Source organism: Paraflavitalea sp. CAU 1676 (assembly GCF_029223285.1).
Classification (GTDB): Bacteria; Bacteroidota; Bacteroidia; order Chitinophagales; family Chitinophagaceae; genus Paraflavitalea.
Map to the genome: position 1 here is coordinate 411,159 of NZ_JARHUJ010000007.1, position 19,215 is coordinate 430,373.

General features: G+C 49.3%; 13 protein-coding genes and 1 tRNA gene. 10 read left to right on the plus strand and 4 right to left on the minus strand.

Features of this window, described 5'->3' with window-relative positions; genetic code table 11:
• Window positions 1-175: 175 nt before the first annotated feature.
• Both P2H89_RS24070 and P2H89_RS24075 read left to right on the plus strand, forming a co-directional pair.
• On the plus strand, window positions 176-2,401 hold the full coding sequence (locus P2H89_RS24070; protein WP_275831770.1) for a sensor histidine kinase: 2,226 nt from the start codon (window positions 176-178) through the stop codon (window positions 2,399-2,401).
• A 14-nt stretch (window positions 2,402-2,415) separates the two neighbouring features.
• Window positions 2,416-4,356, plus strand: a complete 1,941-nt coding sequence (locus P2H89_RS24075) for a sigma 54-interacting response regulator (RefSeq protein ID WP_275831772.1) — start codon at window positions 2,416-2,418, stop codon at window positions 4,354-4,356.
• Window positions 4,357-4,388: 32 nt separating this feature from the next.
• On the opposite strand, the gene P2H89_RS24080 is transcribed toward P2H89_RS24075, so the two are convergent.
• Together P2H89_RS24080 and P2H89_RS24085 are read right to left on the minus strand one after the other, a co-directional pair.
• The gene (locus tag P2H89_RS24080) at window positions 4,389-5,636 is read right to left on the minus strand and encodes a hypothetical protein (RefSeq protein WP_275831773.1); all 1,248 of its coding nucleotides are present in this window, start codon (window positions 5,634-5,636) and stop codon (window positions 4,389-4,391) included.
• 263 nt (window positions 5,637-5,899) lie between these two features.
• Window positions 5,900-5,970, minus strand: a tRNA-Cys gene (locus tag P2H89_RS24085).
• 94 nt (window positions 5,971-6,064) lie between these two features.
• On the opposite strand from P2H89_RS24085, the gene P2H89_RS24090 reads away from it, so the two are divergent.
• From P2H89_RS24090 to P2H89_RS24110, 5 genes are all read left to right on the plus strand, one after another.
• Window positions 6,065-6,943, plus strand: coding sequence for a nucleoside phosphorylase (locus P2H89_RS24090; RefSeq protein WP_275831776.1), 879 nt, complete (start codon window positions 6,065-6,067; stop codon window positions 6,941-6,943).
• A gap of 64 nt (window positions 6,944-7,007) precedes the next feature.
• Window positions 7,008-7,790, plus strand: coding sequence for a diaminopimelate epimerase (dapF, locus tag P2H89_RS24095; RefSeq protein WP_275831778.1), 783 nt, complete (start codon window positions 7,008-7,010; stop codon window positions 7,788-7,790).
• Window positions 7,790-8,335 (plus strand): DinB family protein, encoded by a 546-nt coding sequence (locus P2H89_RS24100; RefSeq protein WP_275831780.1) that lies wholly within the window; start codon window positions 7,790-7,792, stop codon window positions 8,333-8,335. Before dapF ends, P2H89_RS24100 begins: the two co-directional genes overlap by 1 nt.
• A gap of 92 nt (window positions 8,336-8,427) precedes the next feature.
• A complete protein-coding gene (locus tag P2H89_RS24105) occupies window positions 8,428-9,366 on the plus strand; it encodes a magnesium transporter CorA family protein (RefSeq protein ID WP_275831782.1) in 939 nt (312 codons plus the stop codon).
• Between the two features lie 19 nt (window positions 9,367-9,385).
• Window positions 9,386-9,847, plus strand: coding sequence for an NUDIX domain-containing protein (locus tag P2H89_RS24110; RefSeq protein WP_275831784.1), 462 nt, complete (start codon window positions 9,386-9,388; stop codon window positions 9,845-9,847).
• Between the two features lies 1 nt (window position 9,848).
• On the opposite strand, the gene P2H89_RS24115 is transcribed toward P2H89_RS24110, so the two are convergent.
• Entirely contained in the window at window positions 9,849-11,120 is a 1,272-nt protein-coding gene (locus P2H89_RS24115) for a response regulator (RefSeq protein WP_275831786.1), read from the minus strand.
• Window positions 11,121-11,186: 66 nt separating this feature from the next.
• Window positions 11,187-17,639, minus strand: a complete 6,453-nt coding sequence (locus P2H89_RS24120) for a HAMP domain-containing protein (protein ID WP_275831789.1) — start codon at window positions 17,637-17,639, stop codon at window positions 11,187-11,189.
• Window positions 17,640-17,945: 306 nt separating this feature from the next.
• Here P2H89_RS24120 and P2H89_RS24125 point away from each other — a divergent pair, with 306 nt between their 5' ends.
• The 3 genes from P2H89_RS24125 to P2H89_RS24135 all read left to right on the plus strand — a co-directional run bounded on the left by P2H89_RS24125 (window position 17,946) and on the right by P2H89_RS24135 (window position 19,202).
• On the plus strand, window positions 17,946-18,368 hold the full coding sequence (locus P2H89_RS24125; protein WP_275831791.1) for a response regulator: 423 nt from the start codon (window positions 17,946-17,948) through the stop codon (window positions 18,366-18,368).
• 44 nt (window positions 18,369-18,412) lie between these two features.
• Window positions 18,413-18,595: a hypothetical protein gene (locus P2H89_RS24130; RefSeq protein ID WP_275831794.1), complete on the plus strand. Its 183-nt coding sequence runs from the start codon at window positions 18,413-18,415 to the stop codon at window positions 18,593-18,595.
• Window positions 18,596-18,719: 124 nt separating this feature from the next.
• Window positions 18,720-19,202: a nicotinamide-nucleotide amidohydrolase family protein gene (locus P2H89_RS24135; protein ID WP_275831796.1), complete on the plus strand. Its 483-nt coding sequence runs from the start codon at window positions 18,720-18,722 to the stop codon at window positions 19,200-19,202.
• Window positions 19,203-19,215: the final 13 nt, after the last annotated feature.

The window sequence follows — 19,215 nt, forward strand, 5'->3', positions numbered from 1 at the left end:
AAGCGATGATTAGGGCCGATAAATGCCAATTACAATGCCCATAGCGTAAGTGAATAACAGTCAGCAGTTTGCCACAAAAGGAATGATATTCGACCGTGATATTTCACGGTCTGGTTAGCGGAACCGTGAAATATCACGGTTTACATCGAATAATTTCAAGACAGAAGGACCCCGGATGCTAAAAGCGATTACAGTTGTTATTTTTTTCATAGCTACCATTGCGCCTGCAACGGCACAATTGCCGGCTGAACTTTCGCAGCATACATTACGAAACTTGCTGCAGGAGAGCAAACCCGATAGCAACCGGATCTTATTGTTGCAGGCGTTGGGTAAAAGTTATCTCAAGGACGAGTTTAACGATGCACGAGCTTTGTTGATCGATACCGCTATTGGCCTATTCAATCATGCTACCAGTTTGAGCGACACCCTTCATTTGCAGCATTTTTGGATTGAAAGCAAATTATTGGAAGGGGATGCTTATTTGCTCAATTCGGAAACAGCAGAGGGTGTAACCCGTTTTACGGAAGTAGCTGCCCTGTATCGGGCGCAGGGCGACCTGCAAATGGAAGCGCAAACCTGGTTGCGGCTCGCCCGGAATATCAGCTATACCGGCGAATACTATACCGAGATTGAAGGGTATTTTGATAGGGCAATCAAACTCTATACAAAGACCCGAAATGTTGAACGGGAAGCTGCCGCCAGGACTTCTTTGGCAGATTTCCTTTTCGCTTTCAATAAATTTGATTTGGCAGAAAAGGAATTATTGAGGGCTATCGACCTACGACATCAAACAGGCAATACCAAAGTTTCCTTTAACTACCTGCTGCTTTCACAGCTGAACAGGTACCGGGCGGCCTACGAAAAATCACTATCATATGCCACGAAATCGGTTGACAATGCAATGCGTAACAATGATACCGCAGTGATTGATCTGTATTATGGAGAATTGGCCCTGGTGCTTGACGAACTGGGCCGTAGTGCTGAAAGCAGCTACTGGTATCGAAAAACCCTAACCAAAAGAATAGCACGAAATCTCGACCGGCTAACTTTACATAAGACGGCAGGTTTACTCATCAGGCAATTGATAAACTCGAACCAAAGCAGAGATGCCCTGGCTTTGGCAGATAGCCTGATAACGGCGAAACCACCGCAAACCCCGCTTGAAAAGGCGATTGCCATGCAAAACAACGCTTATTGTTTTGATGCTTTGAAGCAGTACCCCAAAGCAGAGCAATATTACAATTCCATGGCAGCCTACTTTCGTAAAACAGCTTTGAATGATGAATATGTTTTTCTGGGCAACCTTGATATTGGCAGGTTCTACCTGGAACGCGGGCAGTATAAAAAAGCACATAACTATCTGGATGCTGCTTTGGCATACGGCGGAGCGCGAATGGTTGACCAAAGGGAATTGCATCACCTGCTTTTCTCTGCCGACTCTGCTCTTGGAAACTATGCTGCTGCCATTAAGAACCTGCAACAATACGAAGTGATCAATGATTCCATCTACAATGAACGAAAAAGCAGACAGATCGAAGAATTGACCATTCAATACGAAACGGAGAAAAAGGAACAAAGTATTCAACTGCTGGAAAAGGAAAAGCGGATACAGCTGGCTGACTTGGCAAAAGAAAAAAACTCGAGGCGCTGGACCCTGGGTGTGGCGCTATTACTGATCATCCTGGTTGCATTGTTGGTGAATTATGCACGCTTAAAGCAAAGAACCAACCGGAAATTGCAGGTTCAGCAACTACTAATTGAAAAGAAGAATGATACGCTGCAACACCTGGTGGAAGAAAAGGAATGGCTGGTGCGGGAGATCCACCACCGGGTAAAAAATAATTTCCAAACGGTAATGGGTTTGTTACGTACGCAGTCGGCTTACCTGCAGGGAGAGGAGGCGAAAGCGGCTGTAACAGAAAGCCAGCAGCGCATTCAGGCCATGTCATTGGTGCATCAAAAACTATATCAATCGGATAATTTATCCGCGATTAACATGGCTGACTATATACATGAATTGATAGATTGTCTGAAGGATAGCTTTCATACTGGCAATACCATTCGATACAATCTGCAAATTGACCCGGCAAAATTGAATATAGCGCATTGTATTCCGCTGGGACTTATCTTGAATGAAGCCATTACCAATGCCATCAAACACGCATTTCCCGGCGGGCAGGGAGGGGTGATCGATGTGTTGTTCAAAAGGACGGCCCAGGATCACTTCACCCTTTCCATTAAGGACAATGGCAGTGGACTGCCGGATTCATTCGATCCTTCCAGGCAATCGTCGATGGGGATGAAATTGATGCGGGGCCTGAGTGGTGATCTCGATGCCACTTTCCAGGTAAATCTTAACAACGGTACAGAAATAAGGCTCGACTTTATAAGTGAAGCCTAACCAAATAACTAACTATGAAAGAGCAGATCCTGATAGTAGAAGACCAGTTTGTGGAGGCAGAAGACCTGCGCCTGTTGCTGGAGAAAGCAGGTTATGGCGTTACAGGTATCGCCCGTTCAGTGCCACTGGCCCTGGAAATGATCAGGGAAAAACGGCCCGATTTCGTACTATTGGACATTTTCCTCAAGGGAAAACAAACTGGCATCGATCTGGCGAGGCTCCTGGCTGCCGACCATATTCCATTTGTTTACCTCTCGGCCAATTCAAATGAAGAGATACTGAATGCCGCCAAACAAACGAATCCATACGGATTTATCGTGAAGCCTTACCGGGAGAAAGACCTGCTCGTTACGCTGGAAATAGCCAGGTATCGCCGCCTGCATAGTGTAGAAGCTAAATACCAGAAAGAGTCCGAACTACGCAATTTTTTGAAATCGATCATCAACAGCACCGGCGCCTGGCCACAGAAACTATTGGCGGTTGCGTCGGCCCTTCAGTCGTATATACCCTTTGACTTTCTGGTAGCCGGCTTTGATAATCTGCGGGAACCTGCGTTCAAGGGTATGTGCTTTTTACGGATTGGGTTTGATGAATACCAGATGATCGGTGCGCAGGAGTTGAGCATGATCACGGGCAAATCGCGAGAAGAGCTGATTACCTTGCAGGCAGGCAGTGCGCCTGAACAACAGGCCGCTTATTATGACCAGGAAGCTTTCAAGGATATGTGCAGACAGCCATCGTTGCGGCAATTGTTTGCCGATACATTTCAGTTGCGCTCGAACCTCGAAATGCCCATGAGCATCCTGGACCGAAGGTCATTCAGCTTTTGTTTGTACAGCCGGCGGCCTGATGCTTATAGTACTGAGCAGGTGGAACTGTTTGAAAGGATCCAGTATTCCCTGATCCAAGCCATCGAGCATTTACTGGATCGTGAAGTTGTAAAGAAGGCTGCCCTGCAGCCAGCGACCCCAATGGCAACTGAAGGCAGTCTTGTTGAAGACGGTTTTGACGGGATCGTTGGCAAAAGTCATTTGCTGTTGCATGTGTTTGATCATATCAAACAGGCGGCACCTTCCGATACGTCCGTGCTTATCCTGGGCGAAAGTGGTACCGGCAAAGAAATGATCGCCAATTGCCTGCATAATCTGTCGGCCCGGAAAGGTAACCCGTTTATTAAGTTGAACTGTGCAGCCTTGCCTGCGACGCTGATAGAATCAGAACTATTCGGACATGAAAAAGGAGCATTTACCGGGGCGCATGAAAGAAGGATCGGCAAGTTTGAACGGGCCGACACGGGAACCATCTTCCTGGATGAGATTGGCGAAATGCCGATGGAATTGCAGGTGAAGCTATTGCGGGTATTGCAGGAACGGGAAATTGAAAGAGTGGGAGGAAAAGATACGATCAAAGTGGATGTACGTTTCATTGCGGCTACCAACAAGAACCTGGAGAAAGAAGTGGCGGAGGGTCGATTTAGATTGGACCTTTACTACCGGCTGAATGTATTTCCGATCAATTTGCCGGCCCTTCGCGACCGCAGGGAGGATATCCCTGCATTGGCCTATCATTTTATGAAACAGTACAGTCAGAAGGCCGGCAAAAAGATCAGCGGACTGTCGGAACAGGTATTGTTGAAGATGATGGCTTATAACTGGCCGGGCAATATTCGTGAACTGGAACACCTGGTAGAACGAAGCGTGCTGCTTGCCAAGGCATCGGTTATCGAAGATATATTATTGCCAACTGTTGCAAAAAGGGATGAGGCGGCAGCTGCAGATGGCGCTACTTTAAAAACGATCGTAGAGAACGAGCGGGATTATATCCTGTCCGTATTACGGAAATGCCAGGGAAGGATATGGGGTCCGGGTGCTGCCGCCGAAATCCTGAACATAAATCCTTCTACCTTGAAGTCGAAGATGAAGAAACTTGGAATACGGAAAGAATACCTCAAATGAGCGGAAGTTTTGGGGCAATACAACAAATCCTGTCAGTTGCCGGCCCTGCTGTCTTTCCATAAAGATTTTATCACTTCTTCCTGTCCGTAACCAATGGGACATGCAGCTGAATTTGTATTGGCGCGGTAACTTCCGGCAGATTCATTCTGGCAACTGATCATTCTGCAGCCCGGCATCTGCAGATGACCATTAACATCTATCTTTTTGATCCAGTTATAAGCATAGTTTAACCAACTGTTTCTTGCGTGTTCGGGCAGTAATGAAAACCACGAAATTTCATCCCAGCCCCAAATGAAATGTGAATTGGTATCAGCTACATTAGGCTTAGCACTTCTTCCAAAATTGTCAAACTCTACCAGGTAGGGAACATGGGGTGTTTTCCAACCGCTGGGAGTAATACCGCCCTTGCTTTTATTGTACAGCGCATCTAAATAATTTACCTGCAATATGCCATCGTATGGTTTTTCAACAACTTCTTTTATTCTTAACGGAAATGTGTTAAAATCTAAAAGACTTTTGCCATCTTTTATCATTCCACCGTAGGGAACATGTGCGTCCAGCAATACCCAATTTCTACGGGCGTGCTGTTTTGCATAGCTTCTTATTTTAGCAATAATAGTTGCCCATGAACTCCTATCCTTGTCATTCATGCCTATTAGTTCTATTTGCCCTAAATGAATGGCTTCGCAACCTAGATTTATGTAGGAGCCCGCTAAAAAATAAAACCATAATTGCGTTTCCAATTCACTAACATCAGGCACACTACTCCCCTTCCGCCAGTGATTAACCAGCTTGCCTTGTTTATTGATCATACTGTTATAGGAGAAATTACGGTTTTGTGCGGGGAGATTAAATCCACTAAATACCCAGGCTGGTATTGGAACTTCATTTACCTGTTCTGTTACAATTTCAAAAATGCAAGACTGGAAGATAATATCCTTATCAAACCGGTGCATTTCATTGACCAGGCTTTGGGCCTTTTGCCAGTATTGCGGGTCATTGAGTTTTGCTTCTCCACCCCAACGATAAATAGAGCGGCCAATAAATTTTGCCCCGATATTTTTTATCATCCTGATATCATCTGCATGATATGGATAACCAAGATTACCCTCTGGTTTATCTGGTGTAAGAAAATACACCATTGTAACAGCTCTTGACAAGTAATTGCTCAAAACCTTTTTTGATATACCATTTGCATTAATGTGGTAGGATTGAGCCTGCGTATATCCTGATGACAAACACACCAGGAAGAGCAACTGAACAAGGAATTTCTTTTTCATAAAGCAGCAAATAATTACATGCAAGAATACCCATGGAGGGTTAATGAATGGACTAACAAACCTATTAATTCAAAAAATTAATGGCTGTTTCTTTAATAATCACCGGTATTGGGCTACTTTTTCGGGGTAAGTGGAAGTATCGTCGTCTGGAATTTGAGAACGCGCAGACTTGACCGTTGTTACAAATGACTGAAAATCACAGCGAGGTTGCAACCCTATATAAAATGAAAAAGGATCGCGATGCTGCGATCCTTTTTCATTTGAGGTCCCGACCAGATTTGAACTGGTGTAGGAGCTTTTGCAGAGCTCTGCCTAGCCGCTCGGCCACAGGACCTTCTATTTTCCCACAACCAAACCACAGGTACGATTGGGGTGTGCAAAAGTAGGATATTTGTTGGATATTTGACAAGTATCCTAATAGATTTTTTATGCAGCGTATCCCGGAGTCTGAATTGATTATCAACCAACGGGGGGCTATTTACCACCTCGATGTACGTCCAGAAGAGCTTGCCCATACCATTATTACTGTCGGCGATCCCGACCGGGTTGGCCAGGTCAGCAGGCACTTTGACCGGATCGAACTCCAGCGCCAGCACCGCGAATTCGTGACTCATACAGGGTTTGTAGGTGCCAAAAGGGTCTCGGTAGTATCCACAGGCATCGGGCCCGATAATATCGATATTGTGCTCAACGAGTTGGACGCCCTGGTCAATATCGACTTCGAAACACGCACGGTTAAGCCCGAACACACTCTTTTAAATATCATCCGCGTGGGCACCTCAGGCGCCCTGCAAACAGATATCCCGGTCGACAGCTATGTGGTGTCGACACACGGTTTGGGTATCGACAACCTGCTCAATTTTTACCGCCATGAGGAAAATGATGCGGAAAAACAGCTGTTACAAGCCTTCGTTACGCAAACACAACTGCACAGTCGCATCTCCCAGCCCTATATCAGCGCCTGCAGCGCCTCGCTCATGAAGCATTTCGCCGGCGACGGCTTCCATGCCGGCATAACCGTCACCTGTCCCGGGTTTTACGGTCCGCAGGGACGCGTACTGCGCCTGGGCCTCAACAATCCCAATCTCATCGACCGCCTTACCGAATTCAGCTATGGAACACACCGGATCACCAATTTTGAGATGGAAACCTCCGGTATCTATGGACTGGGCCGGCTATTGGGGCACCATTGCCTTTCGCTGAGCGCCATTGTCGCCAACCGGGTTGTTAAAGAATTCTCAAAGGATGGCAGTGAGGCCGTGCAGGGATTGATCACGAAAACACTAGAAGTGGTCAGCGGGTTATAATTGTTAGCCGATAGTTATTAATTTTGGGAAGAATTCAAGCAAAACCGTAGAGGAAACATACTCGATGAAACTAAGATTTTACAAATATCAGGGCACGGGAAATGATTTCGTGATCCTTGATAACAGGAACCAGGAATACAACGACCTGAACACCGAACAGATCCGATTTTTGTGTGATCGCCGTTTTGGCATCGGCGCCGATGGCCTCATGTTGTTAAACACAAAAGCCGGGTATGACTTCGAAATGAAATATTACAATGCCGATGGCCGCGAAAGCACCATGTGCGGTAATGGCGGCCGCTGCCTCGTTAAGTTTGCCTACCACCAGGGCATCAAACGCAACTCATACCACTTCATTGCGGTAGACGGCGATCATGAAGCCGAGATCGACGACGACGGAACGGTTAGCCTCAAAATGAAGGACGTGATCGGCATCAAGGAATCGCACGGCGATTTCATTCTCGATACCGGCAGCCCCCACTACGTTAAAATGGTGCCGGATGTGATGGCTTTCGACGTATTCAAGAAAGGCATGGACATCCGCTACAACAATACATTCGCCAAAGATGGTATCAATGTCAATTTCGTAGAGCAAAAGAAAGAAGACGAGATCATCGTACGCACCTATGAGCGCGGTGTGGAAGACGAAACGCTTTCCTGTGGCACAGGCGTAACGGCCAGCGCCCTTGTTTGCTACCATAACGAACGTGGTTTCAACGACGTTACCGTATTGACCCGCGGTGGAAAACTCTCTGTCGAGTACGACCGGATCGATGACGATACCTACAACAATGTTTGGCTTTGCGGTCCCGCAGAAAAAGTGTTTGAAGGAGGGATCGAGTTCTAATGACCCCACAACCCGAAACCCTCAACATAGAAGAGATACTGCGCGAATCGGAAAAAGCTTTCCAGCGTTTTGCTACATTTTGTAAGGATATACCCCAGGAACTGTTCTTCGAAGAACCTGCTGGCCAATGGTCCATCGCCCAACACCTGCAACACCTGGTGATCTCTACCAAAACGGCAACAGCGGCCTATGCCCTACCCCGTTTCCTGGTACGCATTTTCGGCGGCAAACCGGGGCGCGTCTCACAGTCTTATCCCCAGCTGGTGGCCAATTACCAGGCAGTACTGGCCGGCGGCGGCAAAGCACAGGGCCGTTATATTCCCAAGCATTTCAAACCCGGTTCCAATAAGGAAGAACTGATCCGCCACTGGCGGCAATTCACCACCATCTACCTGCAGGCCCTTAGGAAGAACTGGAAAGACGGCCAGCTGGATCATTATGTAGTGAAGCACCCCCTGCTCGGCAAGATCACCCTGCGGGAACTTTGCTACTTCACGATCTACCATACGGATCACCATCTTAAGATCGTGAAAGCCAGGGTATAAGGGCAGGCTGTGGAACCAATTGACATTTAATATATCAGACACTTCATTTTATCGATCGGAAATAGTTTTACCCCTACCTTTGCGCCGGCCAAATGATCCAGTACTTCAAAAATATCAACCATCAAACGGTAGCCATTGACAAACCCGACAATGGCTCCTGGGTAAACGTATTGCCACCGCTGAAGCAGGAGGAATTCTCCGAACTGTCGGACGCGCTGGACATACCGGTCGACTTTTTGACCGACTCACTGGATATCGACGAAAGAAGCCGTTTTGAGGAAGACGACAATGTTAAGCTCGTCGTCATCAAAACACCTACGGAGAACAACTCTTTCAACGAAAGCGATGCGTTGTACATCACGATCCCGATCGTGATCATCCTGACGCACAACCAGATCGTAACCGTCAATTCTTTCGACAACGAAGCTATCAAGAAATTCCTGCACACCTTCCAGAACCGTCACCCCGACAACCGGAAGATGATGGCGTTGAAGATCTTTGAAAAGATCATTCAAACCTATATGGAATCGCTGAAGGAGATCAACCATCGCCGCAACATCGTAGAGCAACGGCTGTATGCCGCCAACCGGAACGAAGAGTTGCTGCAGCTGATGCGCATACAGAAGAGTCTGGTGTATTTCGTAACGGCTTTGCGGTCGAATGAAATGCTGCTGATGAAGATCGAGCGCACCAAGTTCCTCGGACTTAATGAAGAAGAAAATGAGTTCCTGGCCGATTTGATCGTAGACAACTCCCAGGCCCTTGAAATGGCCAATATCTACACGAACATCCTGAGCAGTACGCTGGATGCTTTTGCCAGCATCATCGCCAATAATCAAAATGAAGTCTTGCGCCGCCTGTCGGTGATCACGATCGTACTCACCTTTCCCGTACTGGTAGCCAGTATCTACGGCATGAACGTGCCCATCCCGTATAAGGATTCCCCTTACGCCTTTTATATCCCGGTATTCCTTTCACTGGTGATCTCGCTGGTAATAGGCTGGTTTTTCCTGAAGAAGAAGATATTCTAACCAAATCCTCCTGATAGTTATGTTCAACGTAAGAGTGTACGGCATCCTGATGAACGAGCAAAACCAGGTACTGGTAGCTGACGAATACATTCGCGGCAGGTATTATACGAAGTTTCCCGGCGGCGGCCTGGAGTTTGGCGAAGGAACCCGCGATTGCCTCAAACGGGAATTTAAAGAGGAAATGGATCTCGACGTTCGCATCGGCGACCATATCTATACTACCGATTTTTTCCAGATGAGCGCTTTCACACCCGATCAGCAGATCATTGCCATCTACTATTTTGCGCATGCCCTGGAGCCTATCAAAGCCCCCTTACGCACCACCAAATTCGACTTCGACGATCAACAAATGGAGCTGTACCACCGTACGGGCGAAACCGAAACCTTTCGTTTTATTGACTGGAATGATTTCTCCGGCGAACAGGTTACGCTGCCGATCGATAAAATAGTCGCAGATTTAGTGAAGGCCGGCACGCGGTAGGCTATCCCTGCAAACTTACTTTAACAGGCTGATAAACCGGCAAGGTGATCGTAAACGTGGTGCCTTCGTTGGCCTTACTGGTAGCAGTGATGAAGCCATGGTGCTTCTCCACGATCTTCTTGCATAAAGCCAGGCCAATGCCCGTACCTTCAAATGCACTGCTTACGTGCAGGCGGCGGAACATTTCAAATACCTGCTCGGCATATATCTGGTCAAAGCCAATGCCATTGTCTTCCACAAAGATGCGGCAGTACTTGCCGGCCATTTCGCGGTTATCCACTATTCGGCTACCCTGCCCCGAGGTAAGCTCGTAACGGATCGTAATATGCGGCGCTACTTTTTCTTTACTGTATTTAAGTGCATTGCTGATAAGATTGTAGAACAATGGCCGGATGAGCCCCGGCTTCACTTCCAGCGCCGGCAAAGGCTCCAAAATACTGATATGGGCCTCCTTTTCGCGAATGGTGACCTCCAGGTCGCCCATTGCTTCATCGAGCAGGATATTAAGATCGGTAAACTCAAAATTATCCTTTTCGCCGGTGAGTTTAGAGAAGGCAAGAATGTCCTTGATGAGCGACTGCATCCGGCTTGCCGCATTCTGTATGCGGTTGATATAAGAATTGGCATCTCCATCGAGCGCTTCCTTATACTTGGTAGCCAGCAGATCGCTGAAAGTACGGATCTTGCGCAGCGGCTCCTGCAGATCATGAGAAGCCATAAAGGCAAAACGATCGAGGTCGCGGTTTGCCGATTCCAATAAGGTAATATTCCCCAGCAATTGCCGGTTCAGTTGTTTTACCTTCTCTTCGGAGGCCTTTCGTTCAGCAATCTCATTCTCCAGGTTCTTATTGATGGCCTTCAGTTTCTGCTCCTGTATCTGCAGCCGGCGGTTCTTTTGGTAAAGGTCGATGTAAACCGATACTTTGGCCCTCAACAGGTCGGAATTGATGGGTTTATAAATATAATCGACTGCACCGGTGCGATAGCCCTTGAATATATTCTCCTCGCCGAAATTATTGGCCGTAATGAAGATAATAGGAATATGTCGTAGCTTCTCCCGCTCGTAAATGAGCGAGGCTGTCTCAAAGCCGCTGAGGTTCGGCATCTTCACATCCATCAGGATCAGCGCAAAGTCGAATTCGGTAAGCAGTATCTTCAGCGCATGACGGCCCGATGTCGCTTTGACAAAGTGGTAACCATCGGGCTCAAGTATAGCCTCCATGGAAAGCAAATTATCCTCCCGGTCATCTACCAATAAGATCTTTTGCTGCATGTTCAGTGTCTAGATTTTAATTTCAGTTGACTAGCTTATTTCTTCATAGGATACGGATCGTTGATGCTATTTATAGAACCAGACGCGCATCAGCGACAACAGCTGATCGATCTTCAAAGGTTTGGTAATATAATCCGAAGCTCCGGCTTCTATACACTTCTGCCGGTCGCCTTTCATGGCCTTTGCTGTCACCGCAATGATCGGCAAGGTACTGTTCTTATGCTCGCGCCTGATCTTCTGGGTCGTTTCATAACCGTCCATTTCCGGCATCATGATGTCCATCAGCACCATATCGACCTTCGGGCTCTCTTCATTGATCAAATTTATAGCCTCTTTGCCACTCTCGGCCGTGATCACATTGATATTGTACCGTTCAAAAACGGTCGTCAGCGCAAACAGGTTACGCACATCATCATCTACTACCAGCACATTTTTGCCAGTCAGGATATCTTCTTTCATCCGGATATTCTCGATCAGGCGCTTCTTTTCGGTTGGCAGATCTTTATGGTTCAAGTGCAGGTACAACACCGTTTCTTCCAGCAAATGCTCCAGCGAATTTACTCCCTTTAGGATAATACTGTTGGACATGCGCCCCAGGTGTTGCAATTCCTTCTTCGCAAAATCCTTCCCCGAATATATAATAACAGGCGTATGCCTCTGTTTATTTTCCGCCACTTTGTTCACAATATCCGTACCTGATATATCCGGCAGCGTGTAATCCAGGATAATACAATCAAAATCTTTTTCCTTGTCGGTGATCTGTTCTACGGCTTCTTTACCCGTATCGGCCAGTGTAATATCCATATTATCGCCCTGCAGCATTTTCACGATCTGTGAAGAATCGATCTCGTTATCCTCCACCACCAATACCCGCTTCACTTCTTTATTGTTGAACGTCAGGATATCATCGAATAGGTCATTGAGCGCCTCGTTATCGAGCGGCTTGAGCAGGAAACTCCGGGCACCCCGCTTGAGGGCCAGTTCCTTGTTTTCCTCACCCGATATAAGATGAATAGGTATGTGTCGATAGTTCAGATCGTTCCGCAACAGGTCGAGCACCTTCCATCCACTGGTATCCGGCAACTTTACATCGAGGGTAATGGATATCGGCATGAACCGGTTGATAAAATCAAACACCTCGAGGTAGTTGGTGGCTACAATCGCTTTCAACCCGCGCTCATGCGCCTTGTCGATAATGATCTTACCGAAACGAAGGTCATCTTCCACTACCAGCAATACTTTATCGTTGGGCAGCACACTATTGCGGTCGTCGCCCGCTTCATTGATCATTTCATTCACCATTCCCTGCATCGCCTGCGAGTCTTTGGTGTCGGGAGAATTGCGGATAGAGTTGATCAATGTATCGATCTCGCCGCTGTCTCCGCCCAACTGGTACTGGCGGTAGTTGGAAAGCCTGTCTTCCGGGTGGGTAAGGCTCAACGCAGCTTCCACCGGCAGGAACAAGGTAAAGGTGCTACCAAAAGAAGGCTGACTCTCGAGCTCGATGGTGCCGCCCAACAGTTCGGCCAGGCCGCGGCTGATCGACAACCCGAGACCAGTACCACCGTACTTACGACTGGTAGACCCTTCGGCCTGCTGGAACGCTTCAAATATAATATTCTGTTTTTCCTGCGGTATACCGATGCCCGTATCGCTGATGGCAAATGCCACCACTTTCGAAGCATTATCGAGTGTAGGCGTGCCAGCCTTCCAGGTCTTGCGTGCTTCGTAGATGCGCAGCTTTACTTCGCCTTTTTCCGTGAACTTGAACGAATTCGACAGCAGGTTCTTCAGGATCTGGTTGAGACGCTGCAGGTCGGTCTCCATCAGTTCGGGCAATCTTGAATCCGTTTCGATCGTGAAACGCAGGTGCCTTGCTTCGGAGATCGGCTTGAAGGTCGTTTCCACAAAGGAGGCGATCTCAGAAAAGCGAACCTGCCCGAAGTTGGCAGTAATAAAGCCCGATTCGATCTTCGACAGATCGAGGATATCATTGATCAACTGTATCAGGTCATCACCACAGGAGTGAATGGTCTTCGCATAGCGGATCTGTTTATCCGACAAATTCCCCTCCGCATTTTCGTACAGTTGTTGCGCCAGGATCAGCAGGGAGTTGAGGGGTGTACGCAACTCGTGCGACATATTCGCGAGGAACTCCGATTTGTACTTGGAGGTCAGCGTCAGCTGCTCGGCCTTTTCTTCCAGCGAACGGCGAGCCTCTTCCACTTCTTTATTCTTGGCTTCCACTTCATTCTTCTGCTTTACCAGCAGCAGGGCCTTATCCTGCAACTCATCGTTGGTACGGCGCAGCTCTTCCTGCTGTATCTTGAGCTCACCAGCCAGCGACTGCGACTGGGTAAGCAGTTCTTCCGTTCTTGTGTTCGCTTCGATCGTGTTCAATACGATACCGATACTTTCGGTAAGCTGACTCAGGAAGTCGAGGTGCGTTTCACTGAATATATCCAGCGACGCCAGCTCGATCACCGCCTTCACTTTGTTCTCGAACACCACCGGCAGGATGATCAGGTTGGCCGGCCTTGCCCGGCCCAGGCCCGAGCTGATCTTGATATAATTACCCGGAACATTGTTGAGAATGATCCTTTCTTTTTCGTACGCCACCTGCCCTACCAGGCCTTCGCCGATCGCGAACTCGGTAGGGATATTTCTGTCTGATTTATAACCATAAGCCGCAAAAAGGCTCAGCTTGGTATTTTGCGATTCATCTTCCTGCTTCAGGATATAGAAGGCGCCATAGTGCGCCGTTACTACCTGCGCCAGCTCGGAAAGGATTCGCTGGGTCACCGTCTTCAGGTCTTTTTGTCCCTGCAGCATCTGACCAAACTTGGCCAGGTTCGATTTCAACCAGTCCTGCTCCTGGTTACGCAGCGTCGTTTGCTTCAGGTTACTGATCATCTGGTTGATGGTATCTTTCAACGCTTCCACTTCACCTTTCGCTTCCACGCGGATGGTACGGGTAAGGTCACCTTTGGTTACCGCACTCGCCACTTCCGAAATGGAACGCACCTGGGTGGTTAGGTTTTGCGCCAGCTGGTTCACGTTTTCCGTCAGGTTCTTCCAGATGCCCGACGCGCCGGGTACAGAAGCCTGTCCGCCCAGGCGTCCTTCCACACCCACCTCACGCGCCACGGTGGTTACCTGGTCGGCAAACACCGCGAGGGTATCGATCATCTCATTGATCGTATCTGTAAGCTGCGCCACCTCACCGCGCGATACGATCGAAAGCTTCTGCTTAAGATTACCCGTCGCCACGGCAGTAACCACCTTCGCGATACCACGCACCTGGTTGGTAAGGTTGGAGGCCATCATGTTCACCGAGTCGGTAAGGTCTTTCCAGGTGCCGGCCACACCACGCACTTCGGCCTGTCCACCCAGCTTTCCTTCCGTACCCACCTCACGGGCTACCCGCGTTACCTCGAAGGCGAAGGAGTTGAGCTGCTCCACCATCGTATTGATCGTATTCTTAAGATCGAGGATCTCTCCTTTTACGTCGATCTGTACGGTCTTCGACAAGTCACCACTCGCCACCGCTTTCGTTACCTCGGCGATGTTACGCACCTGGGCGGTCAGGTTACCGGTCATCTGGTTCACCGAGTCGGTAAGGTCTTTCCAGGTACCCGCCACACCAGGCACAAAGGCCTGGCCACCCAGCTTACCATCGGTACCCACTTCACGGGCTACCCGCGTTACTTCCGAAGCGAAGGCACGTAACTGATCCACCATCGTGTTGAGGGTTTCTTTCAACTGAAGTATCTCACCGCGCACGTCCACCGTAATCTTCTTCGACATATCTCCATTGGCCACCGCAATGGCTACTTCGGCGATGTTACGCACCTGGTCGGTCAGGTTACCGGCCATCTGATTTACCGAATCGGTAAGGTCTTTCCAGGTACCGGCCACACCAGGCACATTCGCCTGTCCACCCAGCTTACCATCCGTACCCACCTCGCGGGCTACCCGCGTTACTTCCGAAGCGAAGCCCCGCAGCTGATCCACCATGGTATTGATGGTGTTCTTCAACTCGAGGATCTCCCCTTTTACGTCCACCCCGATCTTCCGCGATAAGTCGCCGTTGGCCACCGCCGTGGTTACCTCGGCGATGTTACGAACCTGCGAGGTAAGGTTAGAGGCCATTTTATTTACAGAGTCTGTTAAATCTTTCCAGGTGCCACCTACACCCGGCACATCGGCCTGGCCGCCCAGTTTACCTTCCGACCCCACCTCACGGGCAACCCGCGTTACTTCGGAACCAAAGGAGTTGAGCTGATCCACCATGGTGTTGATGGTATTCTTGAGCTCGAGGATCTCACCGCGTACATCCACCGTGATCTTTCGGCTAAGGTCGCCCCGCGCCACGGCGGTCGTTACCTCGGCGATATTACGCACCTGGTCGGTCAGGTTGGAGGCCATACCATTGACGGAATCTGTCAGGTCTTTCCATACACCGCCTACTCCTTCTACAGCAGCCTGGCCACCCAGCTTGCCTTCGGAGCCCACTTCACGCGCCACCCGCGTTACTTCGGAAGCGAACCCGCGAAGCTGATCCACCATCGTATTGATCGTATTCTTCAATTCGAGGATCTCACCGCGTACATCCACATCGATCTTACGGCTAAGGTCGCCGGTTGCTACCGCCGTCGTCACTTCCGCGATGTTACGCACCTGCGAGGTAAGGTTACCGGCCATGATGTTTACCGAGTCGGTAAGGTCTTTCCAGGTGCCTCCCACACCCGGCACCTGCGCCTGGCCACCCAGTTTACCTTCGGATCCTACTTCACGCGCTACCCGCGTTACTTCCGATCCGAAAGAGTTGAGCTGGTCCACCATCGTATTGATCGTATTCTTCAACTCGAGGATCTCCCCTTTCACGTCTACCGTGATCTTACGGCTAAGGTCGCCCCGCGCCACGGCCGTCGTTACTTCGGCGATATTACGCACCTGACCGGTAAGGTTGGAGGCCATCCCGTTTACCGAGTCGGTAAGGTCTTTCCACGTACCGGCCACGCCCTTTACCTGGGCCTGGCCGCCCAGCTTTCCTTCGGTACCTACTTCGAGCGCCACACGGGTCACCTCCGAAGAGAAGGAGTTGAGCTGATCCACCATGGTATTGATCGTATTCTTGAGCTCGAGTATCTCCCCTTTTACGTCTACCGTGATCTTACGGCTAAGGTCACCTTTCGCCACCGCGGTAGTCACCTCAGCGATATTCCGCACCTGGCCGGTGAGGTTGCTGGCCATCTGGTTCACGGAGTCGGTAAGGTCTTTCCACACACCACCTACCCCTTTCACTTTTGCCTGGCCACCGAGCTTTCCTTCAGAACCCACCTCACGCGCCACGCGCGTCACTTCCGCCGAGAAAGAGTTGAGCTGATCCACCATCGTATTGATCGTATTCTTCAATTCAAGGATCTCCCCCTTTACGTCTACCGTGATCTGGCGGCTAAGATCGCCCTTCGCCACAGCCGTCGTTACTTCGGCGATATTTCGCACCTGCCCGGTAAGGTTACTGGCCATCTGGTTTACCGAGTCGGTAAGGTCTTTCCAGGTCCCGGCCACTCCTTTTACCTGGGCCTGGCCACCCAGCTTACCTTCGGTACCTACTTCAAGCGCTACACGCGTTACTTCGGAAGAGAAGGAGTTGAGCTGATCCACCATCGTGTTGATCGTATTCTTGAGCTCGAGTATCTCACCTTTTACGTCGACCGTGATCTTTTTGGAAAGGTCACCCTTCGCTACAGCAGTCGTCACCTCGGCGATGTTGCGCACCTGGCCGGTGAGGTTACTGGCCATCTGGTTTACCGAATCGGTAAGGTCTTTCCACACACCACCTACACCCTTTACCTTGGCCTGGCCGCCCAGTTTTCCTTCGGAACCTACTTCCCGCGCCACCCGCGTTACTTCTACCGAAAAGAGGTTGAGCTGGCGCACCATGTCATTTACCTCTTTGGCGATGCGCGCAAACTCCCCCTGCAACAGGTGACCGCCGATCTCGAGGGGCATTTCCTGCGACAGGTTGCCTTTGGCCACCAGCGAGATTACGTGGGCAATCTCGATAGTGGGGTGCACCAGGTCCGAGATCAATGTATTCAGCGAATCCATACCGGTACTCCAGGCGCCCTTGGCGTGGGGCACTTCGATACGCTGCGTGAGTTTACCCTGCTTACCGATCGTACTGCCGGCGCGGGTAAATTCATCGATCATCTTTTCATTGAGGGAAATAATATCGTTGAGGGTGTCGCAGATCTTACCATTGAGCCCGATCTCATCGATCGGCATCCGGACATTGAAATTACCATTCTTCATTTCGGTAAGCACGTGCAATAAAGTGCGGAGATCAAACTGCCCAATTGAGGAAGTTTGGGGACTATCGTACCCGTTCGCAGGGGTAGGACTTTTTGTTTTCCGGGCAGCCGTTTTGGTCTTCTGTACTCCATTGGCCTTGGAAGCGGCAACAATAGCGCTATCCTTTGCCGGCATGGCCTTAGTTTTTGGGCGGGTCATAGCAAATGTTTAATGTAAGAAGGTATAACAAATAATAAATCATGCCAGAATTTGGCGAAAAGATGGTTGGTGCCTGTATTGGTTTTCAGCGAGAGTGCGCTTTTAGGGTTAAACAGAATTCCCCACATTGGGGGAATATTTCCACACAATGAGCAATATGATACATGGCCAAAATTGGCAATGCGTGTAATGCGCTCCGTATCCAAATACACGTAAAAAGGCTATGCCAGCCGGATACTGGCTGTCTGGGCCAAATCGGGCATGCGAGTTGTGATAACACACAAGTGCACTGAAAAACTGTAATGTATGTTGGAAAAGACAATCTTGCTTGTTGATGACGACTCGGAGGACCAATTCCTGATGCAGGAAGCCTTCAGCGATAATGGAATTGGGGAAACCCTGCGATTTGCCGACAACGGCGAATCGGCGATCGAACTGCTCGATCACTTAACACCGGAAGAGTTGCCTTCCCTCATTGTTATGGACCTGAACATGCCACGCATGAATGGTCGCGAAACCCTCTCCTACCTCAAACAACACCCGCTGTACCACGATATTCCCGTCATCATTTATTCAACTTCTATCAATGACCTGGAACGTGCCCGCTGCAAAGAGATCGGCGCAGCCGCCTATATTACCAAACCCGCCACTTTTACGGAGTGCCAGCAGATAGCCTGGTGGTTCCATAAGATCGGTTGCGGCAACCAGGTCGAGGAACAGAGTGATTAGATCCGATGGCATCATCTTTTTAAAAGTATCCGAAAATCACCAGTATGAAAACCACGCGCAATACCAACACAAAGCAAAGTAAACAAGGACATAATAGCATTCCCAAACCGGAGATCCGGGACAATCTCGATAGCCGGAAAAACGAGGAGCAGGATTTTAAAGGGGACGATGTTACCCATAACAGAAAACCACACCACAATACCGGTAAGTCCAAACGCAGCAAATAAGACGTAAAGACAATAGCATTTTCCGTTGATCATTGACCTATCCAACCAGTTCTACCATTAACCTTATTACCATTAATCATTAGCCTTTACTATCCTTTTTTGCTATTCCATTTACGATCTTGTCATGCTGTTTGAGAACAAAGCCAACACGATCCGGGCTATCCTTATTGAAAGGAACGAAACCCTTGCGGTGGCCGAAAGTGTCACCGCAGGATACGTACAAGCCATCTTATCAGCCGCCGAAGAAGCCTCCTTCTTTTTCCAGGGCGGCATTACCGTTTACAATATCGGCCAGAAATGCAGGCACCTGCAGGTGGACCCCATCGAGGCTATGCGCAGCAATTGCGTATCGGCCAAGGTAGCCCTGCAAATGAGCATGGGCGTACAGCAACTGTTCAAAAGCGATTATGGCATCGCGATCACCGGGTACGCAGCCCCGCTACCCGAGGCGGGCATCGACCAGGTATTTGCCTTTGTAGCGGCTACCCACAAAACACAGGTACTGGCTCTCGAAAAGATCAGCTCCGACGCGGGTGCAGCCCCGTCTGTACAGATCGATTATGCTGAGCAGGTACTCCGGCTGTTTGAATCCTGCATCAGCCGCTGAAACTAACACGCCC